Annotated in this window: 28 protein-coding genes and 1 pseudogene; 15 read left to right on the forward strand and 14 right to left on the reverse strand. The window is 71.7% G+C overall.

Annotation, left to right across the window (positions count from 1 at the left end; all coding sequences use genetic code 11):
- Nucleotides 1-7: 7 nt before the first annotated feature.
- Nucleotides 8-1,225 carry an FAD-dependent monooxygenase gene (locus AOQ37_RS20165; RefSeq protein ID WP_062645952.1) on the reverse strand — a complete coding sequence of 406 codons (1,218 nt, stop codon included), beginning with the start codon at nt 1,223-1,225 and terminating at the stop codon, nt 8-10.
- Nucleotides 1,226-1,575: 350 nt separating this feature from the next.
- Here AOQ37_RS20165 and melC1 point away from each other — a divergent pair, with 350 nt between their 5' ends.
- The 3 genes from melC1 (at nt 1,576) to AOQ37_RS20180 (ending at nt 3,374) form a co-directional block, all read left to right on the forward strand.
- Nucleotides 1,576-1,953, forward strand: coding sequence for an apotyrosinase chaperone MelC1 (melC1, locus tag AOQ37_RS20170; protein ID WP_062645953.1), 378 nt, complete (start codon nt 1,576-1,578; stop codon nt 1,951-1,953).
- Between the two features lie 51 nt (nt 1,954-2,004).
- On the forward strand, nt 2,005-2,829 hold the full coding sequence (melC2, locus tag AOQ37_RS20175; RefSeq protein WP_062645954.1) for a tyrosinase MelC2: 825 nt from the start codon (nt 2,005-2,007) through the stop codon (nt 2,827-2,829).
- Between the two features lie 92 nt (nt 2,830-2,921).
- Nucleotides 2,922-3,374, forward strand: a complete 453-nt coding sequence (locus AOQ37_RS20180; protein ID WP_062645955.1) for an SRPBCC family protein — start codon at nt 2,922-2,924, stop codon at nt 3,372-3,374.
- A 12-nt stretch (nt 3,375-3,386) separates the two neighbouring features.
- Here AOQ37_RS20180 and AOQ37_RS20185 read toward each other — a convergent pair whose 3' ends face one another.
- Both AOQ37_RS20185 and AOQ37_RS20190 read right to left on the reverse strand, forming a co-directional pair.
- A complete protein-coding gene (locus tag AOQ37_RS20185) occupies nt 3,387-4,103 on the reverse strand; it encodes a ribonuclease H family protein (protein ID WP_062645956.1) in 717 nt (238 codons plus the stop codon).
- 65 nt (nt 4,104-4,168) lie between these two features.
- The gene (locus AOQ37_RS20190; RefSeq protein ID WP_062645957.1) at nt 4,169-4,969 is read right to left on the reverse strand and encodes a VOC family protein; all 801 of its coding nucleotides are present in this window, start codon (nt 4,967-4,969) and stop codon (nt 4,169-4,171) included.
- Between the two features lie 315 nt (nt 4,970-5,284).
- Here AOQ37_RS20190 and AOQ37_RS20195 point away from each other — a divergent pair, with 315 nt between their 5' ends.
- Genes AOQ37_RS20195 through AOQ37_RS20210 form a run of 4 tightly spaced genes read left to right on the forward strand, consistent with a single transcriptional unit; the run spans nt 5,285 to nt 9,663 of the window.
- Complete coding sequence (locus AOQ37_RS20195; protein ID WP_062645958.1) at nt 5,285-6,727, forward strand: family 2B encapsulin nanocompartment shell protein; 1,443 nt, start codon at nt 5,285-5,287, stop codon at nt 6,725-6,727.
- A gap of 16 nt (nt 6,728-6,743) precedes the next feature.
- Nucleotides 6,744-7,796 carry a family 2 encapsulin nanocompartment cargo protein terpene cyclase gene (locus AOQ37_RS20200; protein ID WP_062645959.1) on the forward strand — a complete coding sequence of 351 codons (1,053 nt, stop codon included), beginning with the start codon at nt 6,744-6,746 and terminating at the stop codon, nt 7,794-7,796.
- A gap of 50 nt (nt 7,797-7,846) precedes the next feature.
- Entirely contained in the window at nt 7,847-8,725 is an 879-nt protein-coding gene (locus AOQ37_RS20205; RefSeq protein ID WP_062645960.1) for a geranyl diphosphate 2-C-methyltransferase, read from the forward strand.
- 44 nt (nt 8,726-8,769) lie between these two features.
- Complete coding sequence (locus AOQ37_RS20210) at nt 8,770-9,663, forward strand: aminoglycoside phosphotransferase family protein (RefSeq protein ID WP_062645961.1); 894 nt, start codon at nt 8,770-8,772, stop codon at nt 9,661-9,663.
- 24 nt (nt 9,664-9,687) lie between these two features.
- On the opposite strand, the gene AOQ37_RS20215 is transcribed toward AOQ37_RS20210, so the two are convergent.
- Entirely contained in the window at nt 9,688-10,170 is a 483-nt protein-coding gene (locus AOQ37_RS20215) for a VOC family protein (protein ID WP_062645962.1), read from the reverse strand.
- 254 nt (nt 10,171-10,424) lie between these two features.
- On the opposite strand from AOQ37_RS20215, the gene AOQ37_RS20220 reads away from it, so the two are divergent.
- Both AOQ37_RS20220 and AOQ37_RS20225 read left to right on the forward strand, forming a co-directional pair.
- Nucleotides 10,425-11,063, forward strand: a complete 639-nt coding sequence (locus tag AOQ37_RS20220; RefSeq protein WP_062645963.1) for an ATP-dependent Clp protease proteolytic subunit — start codon at nt 10,425-10,427, stop codon at nt 11,061-11,063.
- A gap of 1 nt (nt 11,064) precedes the next feature.
- Nucleotides 11,065-11,667 (forward strand): ClpP family protease, encoded by a 603-nt coding sequence (locus AOQ37_RS20225; protein ID WP_062645964.1) that lies wholly within the window; start codon nt 11,065-11,067, stop codon nt 11,665-11,667.
- A gap of 21 nt (nt 11,668-11,688) precedes the next feature.
- On the opposite strand, the gene AOQ37_RS20230 is transcribed toward AOQ37_RS20225, so the two are convergent.
- Nucleotides 11,689-12,153 carry a helix-turn-helix domain-containing protein gene (locus AOQ37_RS20230; RefSeq protein WP_062645965.1) on the reverse strand — a complete coding sequence of 155 codons (465 nt, stop codon included), beginning with the start codon at nt 12,151-12,153 and terminating at the stop codon, nt 11,689-11,691.
- Between the two features lie 264 nt (nt 12,154-12,417).
- Between AOQ37_RS20230 and AOQ37_RS20235 the strand changes: the two genes are divergently transcribed.
- Nucleotides 12,418-13,257 carry an RNA polymerase sigma factor SigF gene (locus AOQ37_RS20235; protein ID WP_234436964.1) on the forward strand — a complete coding sequence of 280 codons (840 nt, stop codon included), beginning with the start codon at nt 12,418-12,420 and terminating at the stop codon, nt 13,255-13,257.
- Nucleotides 13,258-13,293: 36 nt separating this feature from the next.
- On the opposite strand, the gene AOQ37_RS20240 is transcribed toward AOQ37_RS20235, so the two are convergent.
- Both AOQ37_RS20240 and AOQ37_RS39950 read right to left on the reverse strand, forming a co-directional pair.
- Nucleotides 13,294-13,746: an ATP-binding protein gene (locus AOQ37_RS20240; protein WP_062645966.1), complete on the reverse strand. Its 453-nt coding sequence runs from the start codon at nt 13,744-13,746 to the stop codon at nt 13,294-13,296.
- Between the two features lie 383 nt (nt 13,747-14,129).
- Nucleotides 14,130-15,380: pseudogene (locus AOQ37_RS39950) on the reverse strand (DUF6777 domain-containing protein); the annotation flags it as partial.
- A 207-nt stretch (nt 15,381-15,587) separates the two neighbouring features.
- Between AOQ37_RS39950 and AOQ37_RS20250 the strand changes: the two are divergent.
- Nucleotides 15,588-16,859 carry a streptophobe family protein gene (locus AOQ37_RS20250; RefSeq protein ID WP_062645968.1) on the forward strand — a complete coding sequence of 424 codons (1,272 nt, stop codon included), beginning with the start codon at nt 15,588-15,590 and terminating at the stop codon, nt 16,857-16,859.
- A 22-nt stretch (nt 16,860-16,881) separates the two neighbouring features.
- On the opposite strand, the gene AOQ37_RS20255 is transcribed toward AOQ37_RS20250, so the two are convergent.
- Genes AOQ37_RS20255 through AOQ37_RS20270 form a run of 4 tightly spaced genes read right to left on the reverse strand, consistent with a single transcriptional unit; the run spans nt 16,882 to nt 21,229 of the window.
- Nucleotides 16,882-17,865 carry a serine/threonine-protein kinase gene (locus AOQ37_RS20255; protein WP_062645969.1) on the reverse strand — a complete coding sequence of 328 codons (984 nt, stop codon included), beginning with the start codon at nt 17,863-17,865 and terminating at the stop codon, nt 16,882-16,884.
- On the reverse strand, nt 17,865-18,410 hold the full coding sequence (locus AOQ37_RS20260) for an SH3 domain-containing protein (protein ID WP_062645970.1): 546 nt from the start codon (nt 18,408-18,410) through the stop codon (nt 17,865-17,867). The genes AOQ37_RS20255 and AOQ37_RS20260 overlap by 1 nt, the downstream gene beginning before the upstream one ends.
- A gap of 9 nt (nt 18,411-18,419) precedes the next feature.
- Complete coding sequence (locus AOQ37_RS20265) at nt 18,420-20,759, reverse strand: ABC transporter ATP-binding protein/permease (RefSeq protein ID WP_062645971.1); 2,340 nt, start codon at nt 20,757-20,759, stop codon at nt 18,420-18,422.
- Between the two features lie 59 nt (nt 20,760-20,818).
- Nucleotides 20,819-21,229 carry a hypothetical protein gene (locus AOQ37_RS20270; protein WP_062645972.1) on the reverse strand — a complete coding sequence of 137 codons (411 nt, stop codon included), beginning with the start codon at nt 21,227-21,229 and terminating at the stop codon, nt 20,819-20,821.
- A 307-nt stretch (nt 21,230-21,536) separates the two neighbouring features.
- On the opposite strand from AOQ37_RS20270, the gene AOQ37_RS20275 reads away from it, so the two are divergent.
- Both AOQ37_RS20275 and AOQ37_RS20280 read left to right on the forward strand, forming a co-directional pair.
- On the forward strand, nt 21,537-21,920 hold the full coding sequence (locus tag AOQ37_RS20275; RefSeq protein WP_062645973.1) for a nuclear transport factor 2 family protein: 384 nt from the start codon (nt 21,537-21,539) through the stop codon (nt 21,918-21,920).
- A gap of 89 nt (nt 21,921-22,009) precedes the next feature.
- Nucleotides 22,010-22,279, forward strand: coding sequence for a DUF1905 domain-containing protein (locus AOQ37_RS20280; protein ID WP_062646086.1), 270 nt, complete (start codon nt 22,010-22,012; stop codon nt 22,277-22,279).
- Here AOQ37_RS20280 and mgrA read toward each other — a convergent pair.
- The gene (mgrA, locus tag AOQ37_RS20285; protein ID WP_062645974.1) at nt 22,269-23,261 is read right to left on the reverse strand and encodes an L-glyceraldehyde 3-phosphate reductase; all 993 of its coding nucleotides are present in this window, start codon (nt 23,259-23,261) and stop codon (nt 22,269-22,271) included. The genes AOQ37_RS20280 and mgrA overlap by 11 nt on opposite strands.
- Nucleotides 23,262-23,375: 114 nt before the next feature.
- On the opposite strand from mgrA, the gene AOQ37_RS20290 reads away from it, so the two are divergent.
- Together AOQ37_RS20290 and AOQ37_RS20295 are read left to right on the forward strand one after the other, a co-directional pair.
- On the forward strand, nt 23,376-24,260 hold the full coding sequence (locus AOQ37_RS20290) for a LysR family transcriptional regulator (RefSeq protein WP_062645975.1): 885 nt from the start codon (nt 23,376-23,378) through the stop codon (nt 24,258-24,260).
- A gap of 25 nt (nt 24,261-24,285) precedes the next feature.
- Entirely contained in the window at nt 24,286-24,798 is a 513-nt protein-coding gene (locus AOQ37_RS20295) for a mycothiol transferase (protein ID WP_062645976.1), read from the forward strand.
- Here AOQ37_RS20295 and AOQ37_RS20300 read toward each other — a convergent pair.
- Nucleotides 24,783-25,850 carry an adenosine deaminase gene (locus AOQ37_RS20300; RefSeq protein WP_062645977.1) on the reverse strand — a complete coding sequence of 356 codons (1,068 nt, stop codon included), beginning with the start codon at nt 25,848-25,850 and terminating at the stop codon, nt 24,783-24,785. The two genes, AOQ37_RS20295 and AOQ37_RS20300, sit on opposite strands and share 16 nt — an antisense overlap.
- 96 nt (nt 25,851-25,946) lie before the next feature.
- Nucleotides 25,947-26,342, reverse strand: a complete 396-nt coding sequence (locus AOQ37_RS20305) for a VOC family protein (RefSeq protein ID WP_062645978.1) — start codon at nt 26,340-26,342, stop codon at nt 25,947-25,949.
- Nucleotides 26,343-26,416: the final 74 nt, after the last annotated feature.

A 26,416-nucleotide genomic window follows, 5' to 3' on the forward strand; every position in this document is an offset into this window, starting at 1 on the left:
CTCCCGGTCACTTCCGCGAGGTCAGCGCCCTGGCATGCGCGCCACGCGCCAGCTTCGGCCCCAGCCAGCGCTTGAGCCGGCGCAGCGCTCCCGACTGTCCGGCGGCCCGGTCGAGCCGGTAGTACAGCTGGGGCGGGACATAGGGCAGCAGCGGCGAGTGCCGCTGGCCGAGCAGGGCGAACATCTGCTCCGGGGGGAGGTGGATGTAGCGGGTGAGGTTCTCGTACCACTGGGCGCTGTAACGGGCGGCGCTCTGGAGCGACAGCAGGGCGGACTGTCGTTCCCGTTCGTAGCGCGCCAGGGCCTGCGGCAGGTCGGCGCTCTCGCGCAGGGCGTCGGCGAGAGCGATGGCGTCCTCCAGGGCGAGGGTGGTGCCGGCGCCGATCGAGTAGTGGGTGGTGTGGGCGGCGTCGCCGAGCAGGACGAGGTTGCCGCGGTACCAGCTGCGGTTGGTGAGGGTGCGGAAGGTCAGCCACCGGCGGCTGCCGTCGGCGGCGGCACGGCCGATGAGGGGGTGTCCGTCGAGGATGTGCGCGAAGAGCTTCTCCAGCCGGGCCAGTCCGTCACCCTCGCTCGCCCGGTCCAGGCCCAGTCCGGTCAGGGTCTCGGGGGCGCACTCGATGACGCAGGTGCTCCGCTCGGAGCTGAAGGGGTAGCCGTAGCACCAGATCCAGCCGTGCTCGGTCTCCACGAACGCGAAGGTGAAGGAGTCGAACACCTTGGTGGTGCCGAGCCAGATGTAGGAGTTGCGCCCCGGGGTGAGTTCGGCGCCGAAGTGGTCGGCGTGGTGGGTGCGCAGGGCGCTGTGGACACCGTCGCCGGCCACGACGAGATCGGCGTCCGGCAGGTTCTCTGCGGTGATCGGGCTCTCGTACTCCAGTCGTACGCCGAGCGCGCGGGCCCGGGCGGCGAGGATCTCCAGCAGCTTGTGGCGGCCGATCCCGTGCCCCTCGTCGCCCGGCTGACGGGTCGCCAGGTCCCGTACGTGGGCGACGCCTTCGTTCCAGCGGACGGACTCCGCCTCGATCGCTCGCGCCGACTCGGGGTCGCAGACGCGGAGCCGGTCGAGGAGTCCCTGCCAGTACGTGACCCCCCAGCCGTAGGTCGAGCCTTCCGGGTCGCGCTCGTGGACGGTGACGTCGTGGGACGGATCCTGCCGCTTGAGCAGGATCGAGAGATACAGGCCGGCGGGCCCGCCGCCGACACAGGCGACCTTCACGCACACTCCCAGGAGTTACCAGACGTGGTCGATTGACGACGCAGGGTAGCAGGGCCCGGCACCCAGACCCGGACGCCCCACCTGCCCGTTCACGCCACTTTCCCCACGTGGGCCACGCCACCGCGGGCGCACCGGCGCGCGAAAGATCACCGGAAGCGGTGCGTCCACGGAAAGGAATTGCCCGTTCCGCCCGGCCCGGACCTCTGCCCGCCACAAGATCATCTTCATTGAAGATTGCACGACATGTAATTGATTGTCCTGATCACAGCCAACCCCTCTCGGGCGATTTCTCCCTTTCTCCGACAGCTCGGTAGGCATACGGGGTCGTCAACCGAACGCACCCCAGGAGGTCCCGCATGCCGGAACTCAGCCGTCGTCGCGCACTCACCGCGGCGGCCGCCGTCACCGGTGCCGCGCTCGTCACCGTCCCCGCCGCCCGGGCGGACGACACCCACCACGACGCCCACGGCTCCCACGGCTCCCCGGAGCCCTTCGACGAGGTCTACAAGGGCCGCCGGATACAGGGCCGGCCCACCGCCGGCGGCGGCCATCACCACGGCGGCGGCTACGGCGTGTACGTCGACGGCGTCGAGCTGCACGTGATGCGCAACGCCGACGGGACCTGGATCAGCGTGGTCAGCCACTACGACCCGGTACCCACCCCGAGGGCCGCCGCCCGGGCCGCGGTCGACGAGCTCCGGGGCGCGCGACTCGTCCCGTTCCCCACCGGCTGACCGGCTGACCGGCCGACCGCCCACCGTCCGCGCACACTTGGAGCACCGCACATGACCGTCCGCAAGAACCAGGCGTCCCTGACCTCCGACGAGAAGCGCCGCTTCGTCGCCGCCGTCCTCGACCTCAAGCGCAGCGGCCGCTACGACGCCTTCGTCACCACGCACAACGCCTTCATCCTCGGTGACACCGACAACGGCGAGCGCACCGGCCACCGTTCGCCCTCCTTCCTGCCGTGGCACCGCAGATTCCTGCTGGAGTTCGAGCGGGCCCTCCAGTCCGTGGACGCCTCGGTGGCACTGCCGTACTGGGACTGGTCCACGGACCGTTCACCGCGCTCCTCGCTGTGGGCTCCGGACTTCCTCGGCGGCAGCGGGCGCAGCCGGGACGGTCAGGTGATGGACGGCCCGTTCGCCGCCTCGGCCGGCAACTGGGCCGTCAACGTCCGCGTGGACGGCCGCACCTACCTCCGGCGGGCGCTGGGAGCGGGCGTCCGTGAGCTGCCGACCCGGTCCGAGGTCGAGTCGGTGCTGTCGATGGCGACGTACGACATGGCCCCCTGGAACAGCGGCTCGGACGGTTTCCGCAACCATCTGGAGGGCTGGCGCGGTGTCAATCTGCACAACCGGGTCCATGTCTGGGTCGGCGGGCAGATGGCGACCGGGGTGTCCCCCAACGACCCGGTGTTCTGGCTGCACCACGCCTACATCGACAGGCTGTGGGCCCAGTGGCAGCGCCGGCATCCCGGCTCGACGTATCTCCCGGGCGGCGGGACGCCGGACGTCGTCGACCTGCACGAGACGATGAAGCCCTGGAACGACACGACTCCGGCGGACCTCCTCGATCACACCGCCCACTACACCTTCGACACCGACTGATCGTCGCCGCCCGGTTTACCCCGCGGGCCACGGGTACCCGCGACGGACAGTCAGCGACGAGACGAACCACCAGGACGAAGGAGGAGACGATCGTGTCGCAGGTCGAGGAATCCATCGAGGTCGGTGTCCCCGTGCACACGGCTTACGACCAGTGGACGCAGTTCGAGACGTTCCCCGCGTTCATGAGCGGGGTGGACCGCATCGAACAGCGCACCGACACCCTCACCCACTGGGTCACCAGCGTGAACGGCGTACGCCGGGAGTTCGACGCGGAGATCACCGAGCAGATCCCGGACGAACGGGTCGCGTGGACCACGGTATCGGGCGAGGCCCGGCAGGCCGGCGTGGTGACCTTCCACCGGCTCGACGACAGCCACACCAAGGTGATGCTCCAGATGGAGTTTCAGCCGGAGGGCGTCACCGAGACCGTCGGCGACAAGCTCGGCTTCGTGAAGCGGCAGACCAAGGGTGACCTGGAGCGCTTCAAGGAGTTCATCGAGGAGCGCGGTCAGGAGACCGGGGGCTGGCGCGGCGTGGTGCTGTGACCCGCGCGTCGCTCAGCCCGCGTCGGCGTCCGCCGTACGGCACTCCGGGTGGCCCCAGCCCTGCGCGTTCTTGGCGATCTGCTCGCCCGCCGCGTACGGCCGGCCGCACACACACCGGCCGGGGAACTTGGCCTTGAGCGTGCGGGACGCCGAACCACCGCTCCGCCGGGAGGACTTGCCCCCGGCGGAGCGGCCGCTTTTCGCGGACTTCGCCTTCGGGGTGTCCGGCGAGGCGGGCGGCTCCGGGGAGCCCTGCTCGCTGCCGGCCGGCAGCTGGACGACGGCCGCCTGGCTGGCGGCCCGGTCGGCGAAGTCGTTGAGCGGGTCACCGTCGACCTGGTGGGCGGGCACATAGCGGAAGTCGACCGAGCGGCCGTCGAGCAGTTCGTCGATACGGACGACCAGCTCCTGGTTGGCCACCGGCTTCCCCGCCGACGTCTTCCAGCCATTGCGCTTCCAGCCCGGCAGCCAGGTGGTGACGGCCTTCATGGCGTACTGCGAGTCCATCCGCACCTCGAGCGGCACCGCCGGGTCGGTCGAGGCCAGCAGACGTTCCAGCGCGGTGAGTTCGGCGATGTTGTTGGTCGCCCTGCCGAGCGGTCCCGCCTCCCAGCGGGCCGGCTTCTCCGCTTCGTCCGCGACCACCCACGCCCAGGCCGCCGGTCCGGGATTGCCCTTCGAGGCCCCGTCGCAGGCGGCCACCACTCGTTCACGCATACGCCCGATCATGCCACGGCCGCGCCGGCACCCGGGCCGGGCGGCCGGTACGGGTGCGGGTGCTGCGCCGAGCCGGTCTAGGACACGTCCGTGGTCCCCGGCATGTCCCCCGCGGTGGTCGTGACGTCGATCACGGAGAAGCTCGCGCCCTGCGGGTCGCTGATCGCCGCGAACCGTCCGAACGGGGTGTCCATCGGGCCGAAGCGCAGGACGCCGCCGAGTTTGGTCGCCCTGGCCACGGCGTCGTCGCAGTTGTCCACCGTGAAGTACACGTTGACGTACGACGGCACCTCGGGCGGGAACTCGTCCGTCATCCTCATGCGGCCGAGGACCGTGTCGCCGTCGACCTCGAACAGCCGGAAGTCGACCGCGTCGTCCTGGAGCTGTTTGGCCGTGTACGGGAACACGGCCGGCAGGAACGCGTCCGTCTTCTCCGGGTCGCGGGTGAACACCTCGGCCCAGCAGTACGCGCCGGGCTGCTCGGGCGGCGCCTCGAAACCCTCGTGGACGCCCGCCTGCCAGACGCCGAAGACGGCGCCGCCGGGCTCGCGGCCCAGGCACATCGTGCCGAAGTCCCCGACCCGCATCGGCTCCATCAGCACCTCACCGCCGTTCTCACGGATCCTGCCGGCGGTCACCGAGGCGTCCGGGGAGGCGAAGTACAGGCACCACTGCGACTGGCCCTCCTGGCCGGGCATCGGCGGGACGACCGCGGCGACCGCCTTGCCGTTCGCGTAGGCCTGTGTGTAGTTGCCGTACTCCGACGACGCGTCGCCGAAGGTCCAGCCGAGGACCTCGCCGTAGAAGGTCTTGGCGCCCTCCACGTCGCCGAACATCGCGTCGGCCCAACAAGGGGTTCCCTCGGGACGTACGACCATGACCGCAGCCTTCCGGTGAGACGGGTTGTCCGGTTTCTCACGCTAGCCACCCGCTCGTCCGCTCGCGCGCCGAACACACGGGTAACCCCGAGTGACCCCCGAGCGCTCCGGCGCGCGGGAGCACCCGCGGGAAGCGGTTGCACACACGAGACGCCCTCCGCCCCAGCAGGCAGGTTTGCACCCTCCGGGCCATGAAACCGCCCCCTTCACGCCGTACCCACCCGTCACTCAGGGTGTTTGGCTGGTGCCTGCGGATCTTCGAACCGAGCGTCACCGACGGTCCGCTCATCCCCCGCGCATCTTCCTGGAGGGAATGTGTCCACACCGGACAGCGCCACCGGTCCAGCCCTGGACGAACCCGCCCCCGAACCCACCGCCGAAGCGCAGCTCACCAGTCTCAGCACCCAGGCGGCCCGCCAGCTCGCCACGACCCACAAGTCCGAACCGCAGATGCAGGCCATCAGCTCGCGCTGGCTGCTGCGGATGCTGCCCTGGGTGGACGTCAAGGGCGGCACCTACCGCGTCAACCGGCGTCTCCAGCTGCGCGTCGGCCGGGGCCGCGTGCAGTTCGAGCAGAACGGCGGGACCGACGTACGGGTCATCCCGCGGACCCTCACCGAGCTGCCCGTGCTGCGCGGCTACTCGGACAACGGCACCCTCGCGGAGCTCTCCTCCCGCTTCCAGACCCGGGAGGTCCGGGCCGGCCAGGTCGTCTTCGAGGCCGGACAGCCGGTCACCGAGACCTATCTCGTGGTGCACGGCCGGTTCACCCGCTTCACCGCCGGCAAGTACGGCGAGGAGGAGATCGTCGGGGTCGTGTCCGGCGGCGACCAGCTGGGCGACGAGGCCCTCGGGCAGGACGACCCGCTGTGGCTGAGCTCGGTGCGCGCCGAGACCTCGGGCGTGCTGCTGGCCCTGCCCTGGGACGTCCTGCGGGAGTTCGTCGGGCGGGTGCCGTCCCTCGCCGCCCATCTGGAGGCCTATGTCGCCCGGCAGCGGCTGCCGATGAACCGCAAGGGCGAGGCCGAGGTACCGGTGCAGGCCGGTCACACCGGGGAGCCCACGCTGTCGGCGGGCTTCGTCGACTACGAACTCTCTCCGCGCGAGTACGAGTTGTCGCTGACCCAGACCGTGCTGAAGGTCCACACCCGGGTCGCCGACCTCTACAACAACCCGATGAACCAGACCGAACAGCAACTGCGCCTGACCGTCGAGGAGATCCGCGAGCGGCAGGAGTGGGAGATGGTCAACAACCGGGACTTCGGGCTGCTGCACAACATCGACCACTCCCAGCGCGTCAGCACGTTCACCGGGCCGCCGACCCCGGACGACATGGACGACCTGCTGTCGATGCGGCGCAAGACCAAGCTCTTCCTCGCCCATCCCAAGGCGATCGCGGCCTTCTTCCGGCAGTGCAACCGGCGTGGCCTGGTGCCGGGCACGGCCGACGTCGCGGGGCACGAGATCCCGGCCTGGCGGGGGGTGCCGATCTTCCCGTGCAACAAGATCCCGATCAGCCCGCAGCACACCAGCAGCATCATCGCGCTGCGCACCGGTGAGGCGGACCAGGGAGTCGTCGGCCTGTACCAGACGGGCATCCCGGAGGAGTTCCAACCCGGCCTGAACGTGCGGTTCATGGGGATCGACGCCAACTCGATCATCCGCTACCTGGTGACCGCCTACTACTCGATGGCCGTCCTGGTGCCGGACGCCGCCGGGGTCCTGGAGAACGTCCAGGTCGGCCGGACGGCCGAGTGACGGCGGGGAGCCGGCGATGAGCACACCCACGAGCACCGGGAGTGCGCTGCCCGGCCCGCCGAACCTCGCCCGCAGCATGCGGGCCCGGCGCGGCGGGGCGGTCCCCGGTCTGCGGTACCGGGAGGTGGAGCCCGCAGACCCGGAGAAGGCCGCCGAGATCGACCGCAGGCTGGAGGAGTGGGCCCGGGGCCTGGACCTGTTCCCGGTGGCCTGGAACGGCGACTTCGCGGGCTTCCAGTTCGGCCGTGCCGTGGTGCTCCAGCATCCGCGCGCGCTCGACCTGGAGCGCCTCACCGTGGCCGGCAAGCTGCTGCTGGCCGAGAACATCGTCGACAACTGCTACTGCGAGGAGGACGAGGACAAGGGCGGCTCGCGCAGCGGACTGGGCGGCCGGCTGATCATCGCCCAGTCGGCGCTCGATCCCTACCACGGCCCGCCCGACCTCCAGGAGGACTGGGCACGCGGGGTGCAGGCCGACGGCCCGCTGCGCTCGTACCACTGGGCGCTCAAGGACTACGCGGCCCTCGCCACCCCCAGCCAGACCGGCCGGTTCGTGCACGACATCGCCCGGCTGCATCTCGGCTACCTCGGCGAGGCGGCCTGGGGCGAGACCCGGTACGTGCCGCGGATCTGGGAGTACCTGACGATGCGGCAGTTCAACAACTTCCGCCCGTGTCTGTCGATCGTGGACGCGGTCGACGGCTACGAACTGCCCGAGCAGCTGTACGCCCGCCCGGAGATCCAGCGGGTCACCGCGCTGGCCTGCAACGCCACCACGATCGTCAACGACCTGTACTCGTTCACCAAGGAGCTGGCGTCCGATCCCACCCACCTCAACCTGCCGCAGGTGGTGGCCGCCAACGACCGCCGTGGTCTCAAGGCCGCGTATCTGAGGTCGGTCGAGATCCACAACCAGATCATGGAGGCGTTCGAGGAGGAGTCCGCCCTGCTCGCCGCCACCTCGCCGCTCGTCGAGCGCTATCTCCAGGGCCTGTCGGACTGGGTGGCCGGCAACCACGAGTGGCACGCGACCAACACCCACCGCTACCACCTGCCCGACTACTGGTGACCGCCCGCTTTCCGACAGACCGTCACGCACAGCACCATGAGGAGCCCCCGTTGACCACAGCCCACGACGCCGGCACCAAGACCGTCCCGGTGCCCACCCAGTCCACGTACCAGAACCGCGTCGCGGACTACTGGAACGCCGAGGAGAACCCGGTCAACCTCGAACTGGGCAGGATCGACGATCTCTACCACCATCACTACGGGGTCGGCGAGGCCGACTGGACCGTGCTCGACGAACCCGACGCCGGACTGCGCCGGGATCGGATCACCGCCGAACTGCACCGGCTGGAACACGCCCAGGCGGAAATGCTGGCCGCCCGCCTCGGCCGGCTCACACCCGCAGACCGCGTCTTCGACGCCGGCTGCGGACGCGGCGGGGGCAGTGTCACGGCGAATCTGCGGTACGGCTGCCACGCCGACGGCGTCACCATCTCCGCCAAACAGGCCGAGTTCGCGAACGAGCAGGCCCGTAAGCGGGGCATCGACGACCGGGTGCGCTACCACCACCGCAACATGCTCGACACCCGTCTGGAGACCGGCGCCTACGCGGCGTCGTGGAACAACGAGTCGACGATGTACGTCGAGCTGGACCTGCTGTTCGCCGAGCACGCCCGGCTGCTGCGCCGCGGCGGCCGCTACGTCGTCATCACCGGCTGCTACAACGACGCCTACGGGCAGGCCTCGCGCGAGGTGTCTCTCATCAACGCCCACTACATCTGCGACATCCACCCGCGCTCGGCGTACTTCCGGGCGATGGCCCGCAACCGGCTGGTGCCGGTCCATGTCGAGGACCTGACCGAGGCGGCCGTCCCGTACTGGGAGCTGCGCAGCCATGCCGACCACCTGGTGACCGGCATCGAGGAGACGTTCCTGACCGCGTACCGCAACGGCAGCTTCCAGTACCTGCTGATCGCGGCCGACCGGGTCTGAATTCCGTTGGACAGCGTCGAGGCCGGTCCCGTGGAATGAGCCGTATGCGCGCGGTGAAGATGCACACGGACGAAGTCGACCTCGACGCCCCGCTGGTGAGCCGGCTCGTCGCCGGCCAGTTCCCGCGGTGGGCCGGGCTGCCCGTGACCCGTCTGGACTCCTCCGGGACGGAGAACGCGATGTTCCGGCTGGGTGCCGACAAGGTGGTGCGGCTGCCCCGGCATCCCGGCGCCGTGGAGAGCGTGGCGCACGAGCAGCACTGGCTGGCCCGGCTGGGGCCGAGGCTGCCCGTCGCCGCGCCCGTGCCGCTGGAACGGGGCGTGCCGGGCGAGGGGTTCGCCTGGCCCTGGTCGGTGTACCGCTGGCTGGACGGCGGCAACCCGGTGGCCGGCGCCGTCGAGGAGCCCGAGGCGCTGGCGGCGGACCTGGCGGCGTTCGTCACCGCCCTGCGCGGGCTCGACGCGCGGGGCGGGCCGGCCAACCACCGGGGTGTCCCGCTCGCCGACCGGGACACCCCCACCCGCGACGCCCTCTCCCGGCTGGCGGGGCGCATCGACACCGCCGCGGTCACCGCCCTGTGGGAGGAGGCGTTGCGGGCCCCCGGGCACGCCGGGCCGCCCGTCTGGGCCCATGGCGATCTGTCGCCGGGCAACGTACTGGTCCGCGACGGCGGGCGGTTGGCGGCGGTGATCGATTTCGGCGGTGTCGGGGTCGGCGACCCGGCCGTCGATCTGATCGTCGCCTGGAACCTGCTCCCGGCCTCGGCCCGCGGGACCTTCCGGGAGGCGGTGGGCGCGGACGACGCCGAGTGGGCGCGGGGCCGGGGCTGGGCGCTGTCGATCTCGCTGATCCAGCTGCCGTACTACTGGCGGACCAATCCGCCGCTGGCGGAGAGCTCCCGGCACGTGATCGACGAGATCCTGGCGGAGGCGCACTAGCGGGCGGCCCCGGTCCCCCGGCGCCTACTCGCCGTCGTAGGCCTTCCTCAGGGCGGCGATGTCGAGCTTGCTCATCGCGTACATGGCCTTGGTGGTGCGGGTGGCCTTCTCGGCGTCGGGGTCGCTGATCATCTCGATCAGTCCGTCGGGGATGACCTGCCAGGACAGGCCGTACTTGTCCTTGAGCCAGCCGCACGGGCCGGGCTCACCGCCGTTCTCGGTGAGCCTGGTCCAGTAGTGGTCGACCTCCTCCTGGTCCGCGCAGTAGATCTGGAAGGAGACCGCCTCGCTGAAGGTGAACTGCGGACCGCCGTTGATGCCGACGAACTTCTGCCCGTTGGCCGTGAACTCCACGGCCAGCACGGAACCGGCCGGACCCGGACCCGCCTCGTTGTAGCGGCCGATGTTGCCGATGCGGGAGTTCTTGAAGATCGAGACGTAGTAGTGGGCGGCTTCCTCGGCCTGGCCGTCGAACCAGAGACACGTGGTGAATCCGTCGGTGGTCATGAGTACCTCCTGGGGCGTGGAACGCGGTCATCAGTGTCGACTGCGCACCGCCCCGGAACTCATCGCTCGGGCCGTGGCGTGACCCGGACGGCGGTGTCGGGGACGGCGACGGCGCGCGAGGGGCCGAGCGCACGGTAGGGGCGAGGGAACGCTCTGCCCGTGGCGGATCTGCCGTGGGCAGAGGAACCGCCTACGGGCCTCTCCCGGGGCCAAGAGTGGAGTCGACGGCAGTCACGCCACGACGAGGAGAACCGATGACTCCACTCACCACGCTCGCTCCCCGTGCCGAGGAGGGGGACACCGCGCCCTCGCGCTTCGACGACCAACTCGCCGCGCAACTGCTCGGCCAGCGCATCGTGTTGCTCGGCACCCAGGTCGACGAGGTCTCCGCGAACCGGGTCTGCGCGCAGTTGCTGATCCTGTCGGCGGAGGACCCGCGCACCGACATCGGCCTGTACATCAACAGCCCGGGCGGGTCGGTGCACGCGGGCCTCGCCATCTACGACACGATGCGGCTGATCCCCAACGACGTCTCGACCCTCGCCATGGGCTTCGCGGCCAGCATGGGCCAGTTCCTGCTCAGCGTCGGCGCCTCCGGCAAGCGGTTCGCGCTGCCGAACGCCCGGGTCATGATGCACCAGCCGTCGGCCGGGATCGGCGGAACCACGGCGGACATCGAGATCCAGGCGGAGAACCTGGAGCACACCAAGCGCACCATCGAGCGGATCACCGCCGAGCACACCGGTCAGTCCCCGGAGACCATCTCGCGCGACGGCGACCGCGACCGCTGGTTCACGGCCGAGGAGGCCCGGGAGTACGGCCTCGTGGACCGGGTGGTGGAGTCCCTCGCGGACGTCCGCCCGGCCGCGCAGAGGCGACGGGTGGGGCTGTGACATGGGGAGCTACACGATTCCGAACGTGGTCGAGCGGACCCCGCAGGGCGAGCGGTCCTACGACGTGTTCAGCCGGCTGCTGTCCGAGCGGATCATCTTCATCGGCACCGAGATCGACGACGGCGTCGCCAACGTCGTCATCGCGCAGCTCCTCCATCTGGAGTCGGCGTCACCGGACAGCGAGATCTCGGTCTATCTCAACTCCCCCGGTGGCTCGTTCACCTCTCTGATGGCGATCTACGACACCATGACGTTCGTCCAGGCGCCGATCTCGACGCTCTGCGTGGGACAGGCGGCGTCGACGGCGGCCGTGCTGCTGGCGGGCGGGGACCCCGGGCGGCGGCTCGTCCTGGAGCACGCGCGCGTGCTGCTCGGGCAGCCGGCCAGCGGCGGCCGCCAGGGCACGGTGTCGGACCTGACGCTCCAGGCCAAGGAGATGGTCCGTATCCGCGGCCAGGTGGAGGAGGTGCTGGCCCGGCACACCCGCCACGACATCGCGACCCTGCGCGCGGACATGGACCGCGACAAGGTGTTCACCGCGCAGGAGGCGGTGGCGTACGGCCTGGCCGACGAGGTACTGAGCCGGCGTCCCGTGACGGTGTGAGACGCCGGCCCGCGCGGTTCGTCAGGCGGCCAGGCAGAGACCGTCGTGCGACGACGACAGGGTCGTACGGCTCCGGCCGACGGGCCGCGTGGAGGACCGGCCGCTGAGCCGGATCAGCTCGCCCTGGGTCCGCGCCAGCAGGTCGCCCAGGCTCAGGCCGAGGGCGTGGGCGGCGGCCGCGAGGACCTCCGAGGAGGCTTCCTTGCGGCCGCGCTCCACCTCCGAGAGGTAGGGCATGGAGATACGGGCCGACTCGGCGACGTCCTTGAGGGTGCGTTCCTGGGCCTGGCGCTCGCGGCGCAGCACGTCCCCGACCAGGTCGCGCAGCAAGGGCTCGCGCGGGGCGGGCCCGGGGCCCGTCGCGGGAACGGGGATGGGACCCGGTGCGGCGGGAGGGAGGGGAGGGAGGGTGGCGGCGGTGCCGGGGCGCTCGGCAGGCGGGCGCAGCGGGATCACGCGGGCTCGGTTCGGCGCTTGGTTGCTCACCTTCCCAGCCTAGGAAACCGGTCCGCCCGCGGAAGGGCATGGCGTTTCGCCCTCGGTGGAATCGTGAAGGGAGCCCGCGTCGATCCGGCACGCGGTCGGCAGGCATGGGTTCCCTCGAACGGGGTAGTCGCTCCCGGAGTGGGTCTGCCCGAGGGTGCTCGCTCACGGAACGAGTACAGCGGACGTCGAACCGTGACCTTTCTGGGAGAGGCAAAGGAGACCGCCGTGATCCGGTCCAAGGCCAAGGCCGTCGAGGACGTCCCCGTGACCGTCGGCACGGCCGGAGCCCCGCTCCCGGGGATCGACGCACCCCGGAGCGTGGCGCCGCGGGACGCACGGGAGCTGTCCCGTCAGTTCTTCCAGCGGCTGGCCGTGCTCGAGGAGGGGACCCACGAGTACCAGTACGCGCGCAACACGCTGATCGAGATGAACATGTCCCTGGTGCGGTTCGCGGCCGGCCGGTTCCGCGGCCGCGGGGACGACATGGAGGACATCGTCCAGACCGGGATGATCGGCCTGATCAAGGCCATCGACCGGTTCGAGGTCTCGCGCGAGGTGGAGTTCACGTCCTTCGCGCTGCCGTACATCGTCGGTGAGATCAAGCGTTTCTTCCGGGACACGACGTGGGCGGTGCACGTCCCGCGGCGGCTCCAGGAGCTGCGCGTGGAGCTGGCCAAGGCACGCGACGAGCTCTCCAGCCGGCTGGACCGGGATCCGACCGTGCCCGAGCTGGCCACGCTGATGAACCTGACGGAGAGCCAGGTGGTCGAGGCGCAGATCGCCGCCAACGGCTACAACTCCTCCTCGCTCGACGCGGCGCTCACCGGGGACGGCCCCGACCACGGCGAGGCGGTCCTCGCGGACTTCATCGGTGTGGAGGAGGAGGGCCTGCGGCTCGTCGAGGACTTCCACACCCTCGCCCCGCTGATGGCCGAGCTCAGCGACCGCGACCGGGAGATCATCCACATGCGGTTCGTGGAGGAGGCGACCCAGGCGGAGATCGGCGAGCGGCTGGGCTGCTCGCAGATGCATGTGTCCCGCCTGATCAAGCGGATCATCACGCGACTGCGCCACGGGATGCTGGACGAGCTGGGCTGCGCCTGACGGCTTCGCGGGGCACCGGTGAGGTGCCCCCCCGGCCTAGGATCCGAAGGTGAGCAGGGCGCGGACCCGCTTGCCGACCGGCACGCGTTCGGCGGTGACCTCCGCCGCCACCGCGTGCACGATCTCCAGTCCGTGCCCGCCGATGCGCTCGGGGTCCTTGGGGAACCGCAGGGGCAGTGCGTCGCTGCTGTCGTAGACGCAGACCGTGACCGACGACTCCGTGCCCTCCAGCTCCAGGATGTACGGCCCGTTGCTGTGCCGGTCGGCGTTGGTGACCAGCTCGCTGACCACCAGCAGCACCTCACCGCTGCCTCGGTCGCCGATCGTGGCGCACCACTCCGTCTTGAGCTGGTCGACGAAGTGCGCGGCGAAGGCACGGGCCTCGGCTATGCAGCCGGGCTCACCGGTGTAGTGCGCCGCCCGCCGCAGCGGTTCCACGGGTACGTCGAAACCGGTAGGTATCACTGCCCCGTCCAGGTACTCGATCATGCGTTTCTCTCTCGAAGGCCGGAAACGGCCGGACGCCGCTGGGTGTGCATCTGTGCTCGTACCCCGTGTCGCGCCGCGCAGTCCAGGTCAATTTCTCGCCCGTTCGCGGGACGGCCCGGGGTGCTTCAGACGGCTGACGAGCCGGCCGGTGCGGCAGGAGCCGGGGAGCCGGAACCGGGGGAATCAGCCGAGGTCGGCGGTGGGTGGCCCGTGCTGTCGCCCGCCGGGGGAAGGCGTGGCGGCCCGGGTGAACCGCCGGACTCGCTCGTGGGTTCGGACGGTGACCGCGGCGGGGACCCGGCGCCCGGCGGGTCGGGCACGGGACGCGCGGAGGACCGGGACCCGGAGGCGGGGGACCCCGAGGAGGACGACTCGGACGGCGGGGGTGCGAACCTTCTCGACTCCGAACCGGTCGACGGCGAGGACGGCGGAGGGGACGGCGGTTCGGACGACGGCGGTTCCCGTGAGGGGGGTTCGCGCGAGGGAGGCTCGGAGGACGGGGGCTCCGCGGACGGGGACGTCGTGGACGAACCGGACGGCGGCGGCGGACAGCCCGCGGGCCGGTCGGCGGGCGGCGAGGCGCAGGGCGGGGAGGTCCGCGGGCCGTCGCTCCCCGGTGTGCTCGGCGTGCCGACGGTGATGGACGGCGTGCGCCGCTCCGGCGCCCGGGTCGGCCGGTCCTGGTGCGGCTCGGCGCCCGGCCGTCGGGCGAACCAGTGGTGGTCGTGGCCGGGGTCGTAGAGCACGAACTCGTCGATGACGGTCGCCGACGGCCTCACCACGACGGTCGTCGCGGGACTGTAGGCGGGCCACGTGTCGCCGGTCCGCCTGAACCCGGCCCCCTGGGCGAGCGGCGGGGTCAACGGGTTGCCGCAGGCGCAGCGCACCCGCGGCACCCCGAGCCGGTCGACCAGGACGGCCGTACCGGCCTGGAGGACGGCCTGGTAGGCGGTGGGGGCGCCGTGGCGGTAACCGTGGTTGGTGACGCGGGTGTCCAGGCGCAGCTGTACGGGGGTGAGCGAGCGCAGGTGGGCCGGGACCGCGGAGGGGGCGACGCCGGCCACGGAGGCGAACGCCCGGTTCTTGGCGGGGTCGGCCCCGAGGGCCTTGATCTGCCGCTCCACGTCACAGCCGGAGACGTCGCGGGTGCCGCCGTACAGGCCTTCGTCGCCGCCGTCGACACCGGGGACGGTGTCGGTGGGCGGGGAGGAGCCCGACGGGGCGACGGAGGCCGGCGGGAAGGAACCGTCGGTGGTGGGGACCTCCGTGTAGGGCTCCGGGCCCGTCTCGCCGGCCGGCTGCATGAAGATCTCGCCGACCTCGCCGGAGTCGTCTCCGCCGGATCCGCCCCCGTTGCCCAGGGCGAGCACCAGGGCGAGCGCCGTCACGGCCGCCACCGCCGTGGCGACCAGTGCGAGCCGGGGCGCGGTCCAGCGGCCCCGGCGCGGTTCCCCGTCGCCGCTCTGCGGTGAGCCGGCGCCGGGCGGACCGGAGGGCGGACCCGAGGGCGGCGCGGAGGGGGGCTGGGACGGCGGGCCCGAAGGGGGACCCGAGGAAGGCTGGGAGGGCGGGCCCGACAGCGGGCCGGAGGGCGGTCCCGCGGGGCGGCCGGAAGACGGCGGTTCTCCGCTCACGAGCACTCCCCACGTGGGCTTCCCGCGGCGGTTCGACGGCAGGCCCCGAGCGGGCCCGAAAGGGCTCGACGGAAGCGACCTGCCGCATACGCGCCGCTTTCTTCCACAACGCACCATTGTGTGCGCCGAGCGGGCCCGGCTCGCAAGCGGGACGCGGACGGCCCTCCCGGCGGGCGCGCTCCCCCGGCGCTGCTTAGCGTGGGCAGGGTGAGCGCGTACACCCCGCACGACCAGGCAGTCTCCCGTCACGGCTGGGTGCGCGCCATCGCCGTCGCCCTGGCCGGGCTGCTCGCCATGGCGGTGGTGGCCGCGCTGGGACTGTGGGCGGCCGGAGCCGCGGACCTGCCGCAGGGTGCCTTCCCCCGGGTGATCGCGGCGACCGTGGTGACGGCTGTCGGCGGCCGGGTCGAGATCTCCGGGAACGCCGGCGGGCTCGCCGACACCCAGGCCGGTCTGACGGTGATCCCGCTGTCGGTCACCCTCGTCGGGGCGCTCGTGCTGGGCGCCGGGTTCCTGCGGCCGCTGCGGCACCGGGCGGTGGCGGGCGCGGCGGAACTGGCCGGGTGGGCGGCCCGGATCGCCGTGGTGTGGCTGCTCGGGCTCCTCGGTCTCGCCCTGGCCGCCCGGCAGACGTTCGAGGTCCCGCTCGGCGACGACACCCTGAGCGACCTGGGTGAACTGTTCGACATCAGCCCCGAGGCCGGCTTCACGACGGACGTGCCCGTCACCCTCCTCGTCGGGCTGGTGTGGCTGGCGGTCGTACTGGTGCTGGCGCTGCTGGTCTCCCCCGGCGCGCCGTTGCCGCCGCGGCTGCTGCGACTGCACCGGTCGGTGCGGCCGGCCGCGTACGCGATGGTCCTGCTGCTGCTCGGCTGCGTCGTTCTGGGCCTCGTCGTCGCGCTCGTGGTCGCGGCGACCCGGGGGCATGCCGCCGAGACCTTCGCCGTGGTCCTGCTCGGTCTGCCCAATCTGGTCTGGCTCGCCTTCACGATCGGGCTGGGCGCCACCTGGAACGGCCGGGTCGAGGGTCCGTTCGGGCTGCCGATGCCGGAGGTCCTGGACGAGGTGCTGCGCGGCCGGGACGACGCCCGGCTCAACCTGAGCACCCTCGCCGAGCACGACGGCCGCGTATGGTGGCTGCTCGCCCTGGACGCGGTCCTGCTGCTGGTGGCCGCGTTCGTGATGGCGGTCCACTCCCCCGCCGGGACGCGTGCCTGGCGGCACGCCGTGCACATGGCGGTGGCGCTGGTGCTCACGGTCCTGATGATCTGTCTGGTCGGGCGGATCTCGGCGCACTACGGCCTGTCCGTGCTCGGCATCGGCGACCTGGGCGGCGATCTGTCGGGGGAGCTGTACCTGCGGCCCGAGGTGTGGTCGGCGCTGTGGCCGGCCGCGCTGTGGGGGCTGGTCACGGGTTTCCTCGGCGGCCTGCTGGCGGGGGCGGCGCGCCGCCGGGGCGGGACGGGACCTCGTCGCTGACAGCGGTGGCGGGTGCGGCCGGTCACCGCGGGCCGGGCGGGTGGAACACCGGCCGCGCCCAGGGCGGGGGCTGGGGCGCCGAGGGCGGGGTGCCCGCCAGTTCCGTCGGCGGGTGGGCGAGCCCGCCCGTGCCGCCCGGTGTCGGCCGCAGCCCGGCGACGAACGCGGCGCAGGTGGGCTGGCGCGCCTCGGGGCTCTTGGCGAGGGCCCGGGCGAACACCGCGTCCAGATACGGGGGAAGTCCCGGGCGGGACTCGGTCAGCGGGGGCGGATCGGCGTGCTGGTGGGCCCAGAGCAGGGCCACGTCGTCGTCCCGGCGGAAGGGCGGGCGGCCCGCGAGGCACTCGTAGACCACGCAGGCGAGGCCGTAGACGTCGCAGCGGCCGTCGACGGGCTGTCCGGAGATCTGCTCGGGGGCGACGTAGTCGAGCGTGCCGACGAACTGGCCCACCGAGGTGAAACCGGTCAGGGAGAGCGACTTCTTCGTCAGTCCGAAGTCGGTGAGGTAGACGTGCTCGGGGTGGTCGCTGTCGGTGCCCGGGGCGACCAGGACGTTGCCGGGTTTGACGTCCCGGTGGACCAGCCCGTGCTCATGGGCCGCGTCGAGCGCGGAGGCGACCTGCGCGGCGATCCGCACGGCGGTCGCCGGGGGCAACGGGCCCTCGCGGTCGAGGAGGTGGCGCAGATCGCTCCCCTCCACGTACCGCATGGCGATGTACAGGATCCCGTCGGTCTCGTCCGCCTCGAAGACGGGCACGATGTGCGGGTGGTCGATGGCTGCCGCCACCCGCGACTCATGGGTGAACCGCTTGCGGAACACGTCGTTGCGGGCCAGCTCGGGGGCGAGCAGCTTGAGCGCGACGGTGCGGTCCAGCCGCAGGTCGTGGGCGCGGTACACGACGGCCATGCCGCCGCGTCCGATCTCGCTCTCGACCCGGTACCCGGCGATCCGCCGGCCGACCAGCTCGGAGGGCCGGCCGGTGAAGGGGGTCGTGCCGCCCGCCATCAGGATCCCCGGTCGGGGCGCACGATCCGGGTGGCGGTGTGGTCCTGGTCCTCAGCCGTGTCCGGCGCCCGGTCGGTCGCGTAGGTGCTGAGCCGGGTGCCGTCGCCGTAGAGCCAGCGCTCGCGTGCCGGGTCGTACAGCCATACGTCCTCGCCGTCGACGACCACGCCGATCCGCAGTCCTTGGGTGCGGCGCCGGAAGGACTCGCCGTCGAGGCCCGCGTCGGCCAGTTCCTCCAGCGCCGCCCGGTACCGGGCCAGCGCCTGTTCGGCGCGGCCGAGCAGCGGGCGCGGGTCGGCGGCGGTCGCCAGGGGGGCGCCGGAGCGGGGCGGGTCCTGGGGCACGGCGACGAGATAGCGGCTGTCGACCCAGGCCGACCAGCCGTTGGAGCACACCACGCGCCCCCAGTCGCCGCGCCGCTCCTCCAGCCGGACGGGCAGCAGCGGGTCGAGGGGCACGGTGGGGCGGGCCGGGTCGGGGGTCTCCCAGGCGGGCATGCCGTGCTGGGGGACCACGTGGGTGGGCCGGAATCCGGGAGTCGTCATGGGCCGCCCCTACTTCCGCATCACGGCGGGCTCGTGCCGGCGCAGCAGCCGGGAGACGAGGAGTCCGCAGACCGCCGAGAGCACGAGGAGCATGCCCACGTCGAGCAGCCACACCGCCGCCGAGTGCTCGAACAGCGGATCGGCGGTGATCTCGCCGGGCACGATCCCGGCCAGCCCGATGGTGCCGGCCATCGCGCCGAGCGCCCATCGCGCGGGCACCAGCCAGGCCAGCTGCTCCAGGCCGGGCACGCCGTCCAGGGTCAGCAGCGCCCCGCAGAAGACCACCTGGACGATGGCGAGCAGCACCAGCAGCGGCATCGTCACCTCCTCCTTGTGGACCAGCGCGGAGATCACGAGGCCGTACATCATCGCCGTGAACGACAGCAGGGCCACGGCGACCGTGATCTCGACCAGGGGCGGCATCAACACGCCCTCGCCGCCGGGCGCGCCGAGGTCGACGCCGAGCAGGGCGACCAGGGTGAGGACCACCGCCTGGACGACGGTCACCGTGCCGAGGACGACGACCTTGGACAGCAGGTACGCCGATCTGGACAGGCCGACGGCGCGTTCCCGCCGGTAGATCACGCGTTCCTTGACGAGTTCGCGCACCGCGTTGGCCGCGCCGGTGAGGACGCCGCCGACGCACAGGATGAGCAGCACGTTCATCGCGTGCTCCCGGTCGAGCTCGCCGCCGGACAGGGCCCGGGCCATGGCGCCCATGACGAACGGCAGCGCGATCATGATCGCGAGGAAGGTGCGGTCGGCGGCGAGCGCGGCCGTGTAGCGGCGGACCAGGGTGCCGAGCTGGGCGCTTCTGCTGCGGGGCCGGGGCGGCGGCAGCATGACCACCGGGCCGGAGCGGGGCAGCCGGGGCTGTTCGCTGTCGTTGACGACGTACTGTCGCCGGAACGGCGAATCGCGGTACTCCCCCGCCCAGTCCCGGTCCTGGTCGCGTTCGAAGGCCTCGAAGGCCTCGGGCCACTGTTCGAAGCCGAAGAAGGCGAGGGCGTCCTCGGGCGGCCCGTAGTAGGCGACCCTGCCGCCCGGCGCGAGCACCAGCAGCCGGTCGCAGACGTCGAGGCTCAGGACGCTGTGCGTGACGACGATGACCGTGCGGCCGTCGTCGGCGAGGCCGCGCAGCATGTGCATCACCGAGCGGTCCATGCCCGGGTCGAGGCCCGAGGTCGGCTCGTCCAGGAAGAGCAGCGAGGGCTTGGTCAGCAGTTCCAGGGCCACGCTGACGCGCTTGCGCTGGCCGCCGGACAGGCTGTGCACGGGCTGGTCGGCGCGCTGCTCGAGCCCGAGCTCACAGATGACCTCCTCGACCCGATCCCGGCGTTCGGCCTTGGCGGTGTCCTGCGGAAAGCGCAGTTCGGCGGCGTACACGAGCGCGCTGCGCACGGTCAGCTGGGCGTGCAGGATGTCGTCCTGCGGGACCAGTCCGATGCGCTGGCGCAGCTCGGCGTAGTCGCGGTAGAGGTCGCGGCCGTCGTACACGACCGTGCCGTGGCCGGCCGGGCGCTGGCCGGTGAGGGCGCCGAGCAGCGTGGACTTGCCGGCGCCGCTGGGGCCGACGACCGCGAGCAGGCACTTCTCGCCCACCGGGAAGGACACGTGGTCGAGGAGGACCTTGCGGCCCCGGTCGACGGCGACCGTCAGGTCCTGTACGTCGAGGGAGACCTCGCCGGTGTCGACGTACTCCTGGAGCTGGTCGCCGACGAGACAGAAGTCCGAGTGGCCGATGCCGACGATGTCGCCGGGGTCGAGGGGGGCACGGCTGACGGGCAGCCCGTTGAGATAGGTCCCGTTGTGGCTGCCGAGGTCGACGATCTCGTGGCCGCCCTCGGGCAGCGCGCGCAGTTCCGCGTGCCACCGCGAGACGACCAGGTCGTCGACGACGAGGTCGTTGTCGGTGGCGCGGCCGATGCGGACGGTGCGCGTCGGTATCGGGCGGACGGTGGTGGGTTCCCGGAAGGTGCCGGTGACACCGGGCATGGAGACCGCCGAGGGGCGTTCCGCCGCGGGCGGGGGGCGCCCCGACAGGACGAGGTACGGGCCGTCGTCGGGGCTGCCGACGCGGATCACGCTGCCGGGCCCGACGCCCCGTTCGCGCACGCGCCGGCCGTCGGTGTAGGTGCCGTTGGTGCTGTGTTCGTCGGCGAGCGTCCAGTGGTCGCCGTCGGGCCTGAGCACGGCGTGGTGCCAGGAGACGCGGATGTCGTCGAGGACGATGTCGCTGAGCGGGTCCCGTCCGATGCGGTAGTCGTGGCCCGGGATCAGCACGCTGGTGCCCGTCTCGGTCTCCAGCACGAGTTCGGGCGCGGTCGAGGAGACCGGTCGCTCCACCATGTCCGAATTCTATCGATCGGTACCGTTGTGTGCCCAACGGGCGGCGGAGCTCACGGAAGTCAGCCGACAGGGAGGACGAGCGCCGGGACGGTCCGCTGCATCCGCAGGGCGTCCACGGATTCGGCGAGCAGCTCGTACTCGGTGGTCTCGTCGCTGATCGCGATCCGCACCAGCCGGCCGCCCGCCAGCTCGTCGGCCACCAGCTCCTGCCGGTCCGCGTCGGCACACCAGGCGCGCAGCAGTTCGGGCACGTCCGGCACGTTGTCGGCGACCGGGACCAGGGCGCCCGGCGGGATGTGCTCGCTCTCGGGCCGCGGATCCAGCCGCTCGGCCATCCAGGAGGCCCGGTCCCGCAGCCACCACAGGGCGAGTGCCAGCGTCGGGGCTCGATAGGTGCCGAGCGGTACGCCGATCCGCCGGCCGTCGCAGACGCCGTATGCGGTGACATGGCACAGGAATTCGTCGTGCACGATTCTCTCCCCCGGTGCTCGCAGGCCGGTCGCGCCTCGCTTTCCGTGCGGCTCCTGTGGGGTGAACTGCCCCTGACCTTCGAGTATGTTCACTCTTGAAACACTGTCACCATGACTTTCCGGCCAGTCTCTTGGCATATTCCGTGCCGTTCATGGCCGAAATGCTGCGAGCACCGGATCACACCGTCATTACCCGGCAGGTAATCGACCCGGACGGCGGGCGCGGGCAAGGTGGTCACAACGGATCGGCGATAACCGAGATCCGGGACCTGACCAGTATCGATGACCTCAATGGAGGAGATTCACGATGTCCGCGAACACCGACCGCCACGCCGATGCCGTCGCCCGTTACTTCGAGGCCTGGAACGCACGGGACCCCGAGGCTTTGGCCAAGGCTGTTACCGCCGCGTGGGCCGTGGACGGAGGCTACACCGACCCCCTCGCCGACGTCCGGGGCCACGAGCAGATCGCGGCGGTGATCGCGGCGGCACACGCGCAGTTCCCGGGCTTCGCCTTCCGGCCGACCGGCAAGGTGGACGCGCACCACAACACGGCCCGCTTCTCCTGGGAGTTGGTGAGCGAGGCCGGAGGTGCGGCGCCGGTGGCCGGATCCGACGTCATCACTCTGGACACCGAGAACCGGATCACCGCCGTCCTCGGATTCCTCGACCGGGTGCCCGACGGGGCCTGAGGCCGACGGCGGTGAATTCCTCCGCTCGCGGCGGTCCACCCGAGGGGAGATCACCGCGAGCGGAGGACGTCATGAGCGAGAACGGAATCATGAGCACCGAATTCACGGCCGTGCTGCGCAAGAGCCCGGCAAAAGGCGGCGGGACCTATGCCGTCCGGCCGGGGTCCGCCGAATTCTTCGGAACCCGCGGACTGGTCAAGATCTCCGGAACGGTCGACGGACATCCGTTCCGGAGTTCGTTCATGGCCCTCGGGGACGGCACCCACAAACTTCCCGTCAACGCCGAGGTACGCGAGGCGATCGGAAAGCAGGAGGGCGACTCCGTATCCGCACGGCTGACGGAACGGCTCAGCCGTTGATCACCGCGTCGATCCGGGTCAGCTCCTCGGCGTCGAAGTCCAGGTTGGCCAGGGCGCCGACACTGTCCTCGATCTGCCGGGCGCTGCTCGCGCCCACCAGCGCGGAGGTCACCCGGCCCCCGCGCAGCACCCAGGCCAGCGCCAGCTGGGCGAGGGACTGGCCGCGGGACTTGGCGATGTCGTCGAGGGCGCGCAGCTTGCCGGTGAGCTCCTCGGTGAGCGCCTCGGAGTTCAGGAACGGGCTGTCGCTCGCCGCCCGCGAGTCCTCCGGGATGCCGTTCAGATAGCGGCCGGTCAGCAGGCCCTGCTCCAGCGGCGAGAACACGATCGACCCGACCTGGAGCTCGTCCAGGGCGTCGAGCAGGCCCTCGCTCTCGGGGCGGCGGTCGAGCATCGAGTAGCGCGGCTGGTGGATCAGCAGCGGGGTGCCCAGCTCACCGAGGATGCGGGCGGCCTCACGGGTCTGCTCCGCCGAGTAGTTGGAGACACCGACGTAGAGCGCCTTGCCCTGCTGGACGGCGGTGTGCAGGGCGCCCATCGTCTCCTCCAGGGGAGTCTCCGGGTCGGGGCGGTGCGAGTAGAAGATGTCGACGTAGTCCAGACCCATCCGGGTCAGGCTCCGGTCGAGCGAGGACAGCAGGTACTTGCGCGAACCCCACTCACCGTACGGGCCCGGCCACATCAGGTAGCCGGCCTTGGTGGAGATGACCAGCTCGTCCCGGTAGGGCGCGAAGTCCGCCTTCAGCGCCTCGCCCAGCGCGGACTCGGCGGCGCCGGGCGGCGGCCCGTAGTTGTTGGCCAGGTCGAAGTGGGTGATGCCGAGGTCGAAGGCGCGGCGCAGGATGGCCCGCTGCGTCTCGACCGGGCGGTCCGGCCCGAAGTTGTGCCACAGTCCGAGCGACAGCGCCGGGAGCTTCAGGCCGCTGCGTCCGGTGCGCCGGTAGGGCATGTCGGCGTAGCGGTCGGGGTGTGCGGTGTACAACGCGACTCCAAGAAGATCGGTTTCGGAACCTGACCGCTGTCCACTCTGGCTCGACCTGCGGGTAGTGGTCCAACAGAAGAATCCGATGGAATTGTGCGGCTACGCTTCTCAATCATGGAACTGCGCCACCTCCAGCACTTCGTCGCGGTCGCCGAGGACCAGCACTTCACCCGGGCCGCCGAACGCCTGATGGTCTCCCAGTCGGGCCTGTCGGCGTCGATCCGGGCACTGGAGCGGGAACTGCGCGCTCCGCTCTTCGTGCGGACCACCCGCCGGGTGACGCTGACGGAGGCGGGCCGGGCACTGCTGGCCGAGGCCGAGCGGATCCTCGCGCAGGTGCGGGCGGCCCACGAGGCGGTGGCGGCCGTGCAGGGCGTGGTGCGCGGCACCCTCTCCGTGGGCACCGAGCAGTGCATCGCCGGGGTGGACGTGGCGGGGCTGCTGGCGGCGTTCCGGCGGCGTCATCCCGATGTGGAGATCCGGTTGCGGCAGACCGGCTCGGGCGCGCTCGGCGAGGAGGTCGCGGCCGGCCGGCTCGACCTGGCCTTCGCCTACCGGACCCAGACGGACACCGATCAGCTCCGCTGCGCGCCGCTGGCCAGCGAGCCGATGTACGTGCTGTGCCACCCCGACCACCGGCTCACCGGGGTGTCGGCGGCGCTGACGCCGCAGGACGTGGCGGGCGAGGTGTTCGTCGACTTCCACCCGGACTGGGGCCCGCGCCGCGCCACCGACGCCGCGTTCGCCGAGGCGGGTGTGCGGCGCACGGTCGCCCTGGAGGTCAACGACGTGCACAGCCTGCTGGACCTGGTGGACGAGAACCTCGGCGTCGCCGTCGTACCGCGTCATTTCCGGCACAAGCGGGAGGCGCTCACCGCACTGCCCCTCAAGGGCACCGGCGAGGCGGTGTACGAGACGGTCGCCCTGCTGCCGCCCGCGCGGTCGACCAGCCCGGCGGCCCGGGCGCTGATGGCGCTGCTGGAAACGGGGAGCGGCTGAGCGCGGGGTGCGCGATGGTGGAGGAATGCATGCCAAGGACATCCTCATCGACGGTTACGAACGCATCCGGGAAGAGGTCCACGCCGCCGTCGAGGGCCTGGACCCCGACGACCTGAACGCCCGGCCCACCGCCGAGTCCAACTCGATCGCCTGGCTCGTCTGGCATCTCACCCGCGTCCAGGACGACCATCTGGCCGACGCCTTCGGACTCGACCAGGTGTGGCTGGCCCAGGACTGGGAGAAACGGTTCGGCCTCGACCTGCCGCGGCAGGACACCGGGTACGGCCACAGCGACGCGAAGGTCGCGAAGGTGCGGGTCTCCGACGCCGGCCTGCTGACCGGGTACCACGACGCGGTGCATGCGCAGAGCCTGGCGGCACTGCGCGCGCTGACGGCGGCGGACCTGGATCGCGTCGTGGACGAGCGCTGGGATCCGCCCGTCACCCTGGGCGTACGGCTGGTCAGCGTGCTGTCCGACGATCTCCAGCACGTCGGACAGGCCGCCTATGTCCGCGGACTGCTTCAGAGCGCGGCGTAACCCGGAAGGACGACGTCCTCGATGAGCGCGTTGCGCTCGTCGAACGGCAGGAACGCGCTCTTGAGGGCGTTCACCGTCACGGTGCGCAGGTCGTCGAGGGTCCAGCCGGCCTCCTGCACGAGCAGCGACATCTCGCGGGTCATCGTCGTGCCGGAGACCAGCCGGTTGTCGGTGTTGAGGGTGACGCGGAAGCCGAGGTTCTTCAGCTCGGTGATGGGGTGCTCGGCGATCGAGGCGGCGGCGCCGGTCTGGAGGTTGGAGGTCGGGCACATCTCCAGGGCCACCCGGCGGTCGCGCACCCAGCCGGCCAGCCGGCCGAGCTTGCCGTCCACGATGTCGTCGGTGATGCGCACGCCGTGGCCGATGCGCTGGGCGCCGCAGACCTGGAGGGCCTGGTGGATGCTGGGCAGGCCGTGGGCCTCGCCGGCGTGGATGGTGAAGGGGACGCTCTCGCGGCGCAGGTGCTCGAAGGCGGCGAGGTGGTCGGCGGGCGGGAAGCCGTCCTCGGCGCCGGCGATGTCGAAGCCGACGACACCGGCGTCCCGGAAGGCGACCGCGAGGTCGGCGGCCTCGCGTACGCGGTCGAACATCCGCATGCCGCAGAGCAGCGTGCCGACCCGGACCGGCGTCCCGGCCGCCGCCGCCTTGGCCATACCGGCCGCGAGGCCCTCCTGGACGGTCTCCACGACCTCGGCGAGCGTCAGCCCGCCGTTGACGTTCAGCTCCGGCGCGTAGCGGACCTCGCCGTAGACGACTCCGTCGGCCGCCAGGTCGAGCACGTACTCCTCCGCGGTGCGCAGCAGGCCCTCGCGGGTCTGCATGACGGCGAGGGTGTGCTCGAAGGTGGCTATGTAGCGCACCAGGTCACCCGAGTTGGCGGCCTCGTAGTACCAGGCGGCGAGCTCGTCGGGGTCGGTGGTGGGCAGGGTGTGGCCGACCGCGTCCGCGAGCTCGACGACGGTGGCGGGGCGCAGGCCGCCGTCGAGGTGATCGTGCAGGACGGCCTTGGGCAGGCGGCGGAGGGTGTCGGCGTCGATGTGGGGCGCGGTCATGAGCGTGTTCCTCGGCAAGGGGATCTCAGGTGGTCTCTGAGGGGCTTCTCAGGGGGCTGGTCAGGGGGCTGTGCAGGGGGTTCGTCAGGGGTCTTCTCAGGGGGTGGCGGGCTGGAGCAGGTCCCAGCGGTTCCCGTACAGGTCCTGGAAGACGGCGACGGAGCCGTAGGACTCGTGGCGGGGCTCCTCCAGGAAGGTCACGCCGGCGGCGAGCATGCGGGCGTGGTCGCCGGCGAAGTCCTCGGTGTGCAGGAAGAACCCGACGCGGCCGCCGGTCTGGTCGCCGATCCGGGCGCGCTGGGTGTCGCCCTTGGCCCGGGCGAGCAGCAGCCCGACGCCGTCCTGCCGCTCCCCCGGCCGCACGACGACCCAGCGGGCGCCGCCGGGCCGGGGTTCGTCCTCGACGAGCCGGAACCCGAGGGCCTCGGTGTAGAAGCGGATCGCCTCGTCGTAGTCGTCGACGACAAGCGTGACCAGGGCGATGCGACTCATCGTGGCCTTTCGGGGAGCGTGCGGGAGGCTGCCGGGAGGGGCGATTGACGGGAGAGGTTATACGTAAAACCTAC

The sequence above is a fragment of the Streptomyces maremycinicus genome (assembly GCF_001184025.1).
In the GTDB taxonomy this organism is placed as follows: Bacteria; Actinomycetota; Actinomycetes; order Streptomycetales; family Streptomycetaceae; genus Streptomyces; species Streptomyces maremycinicus.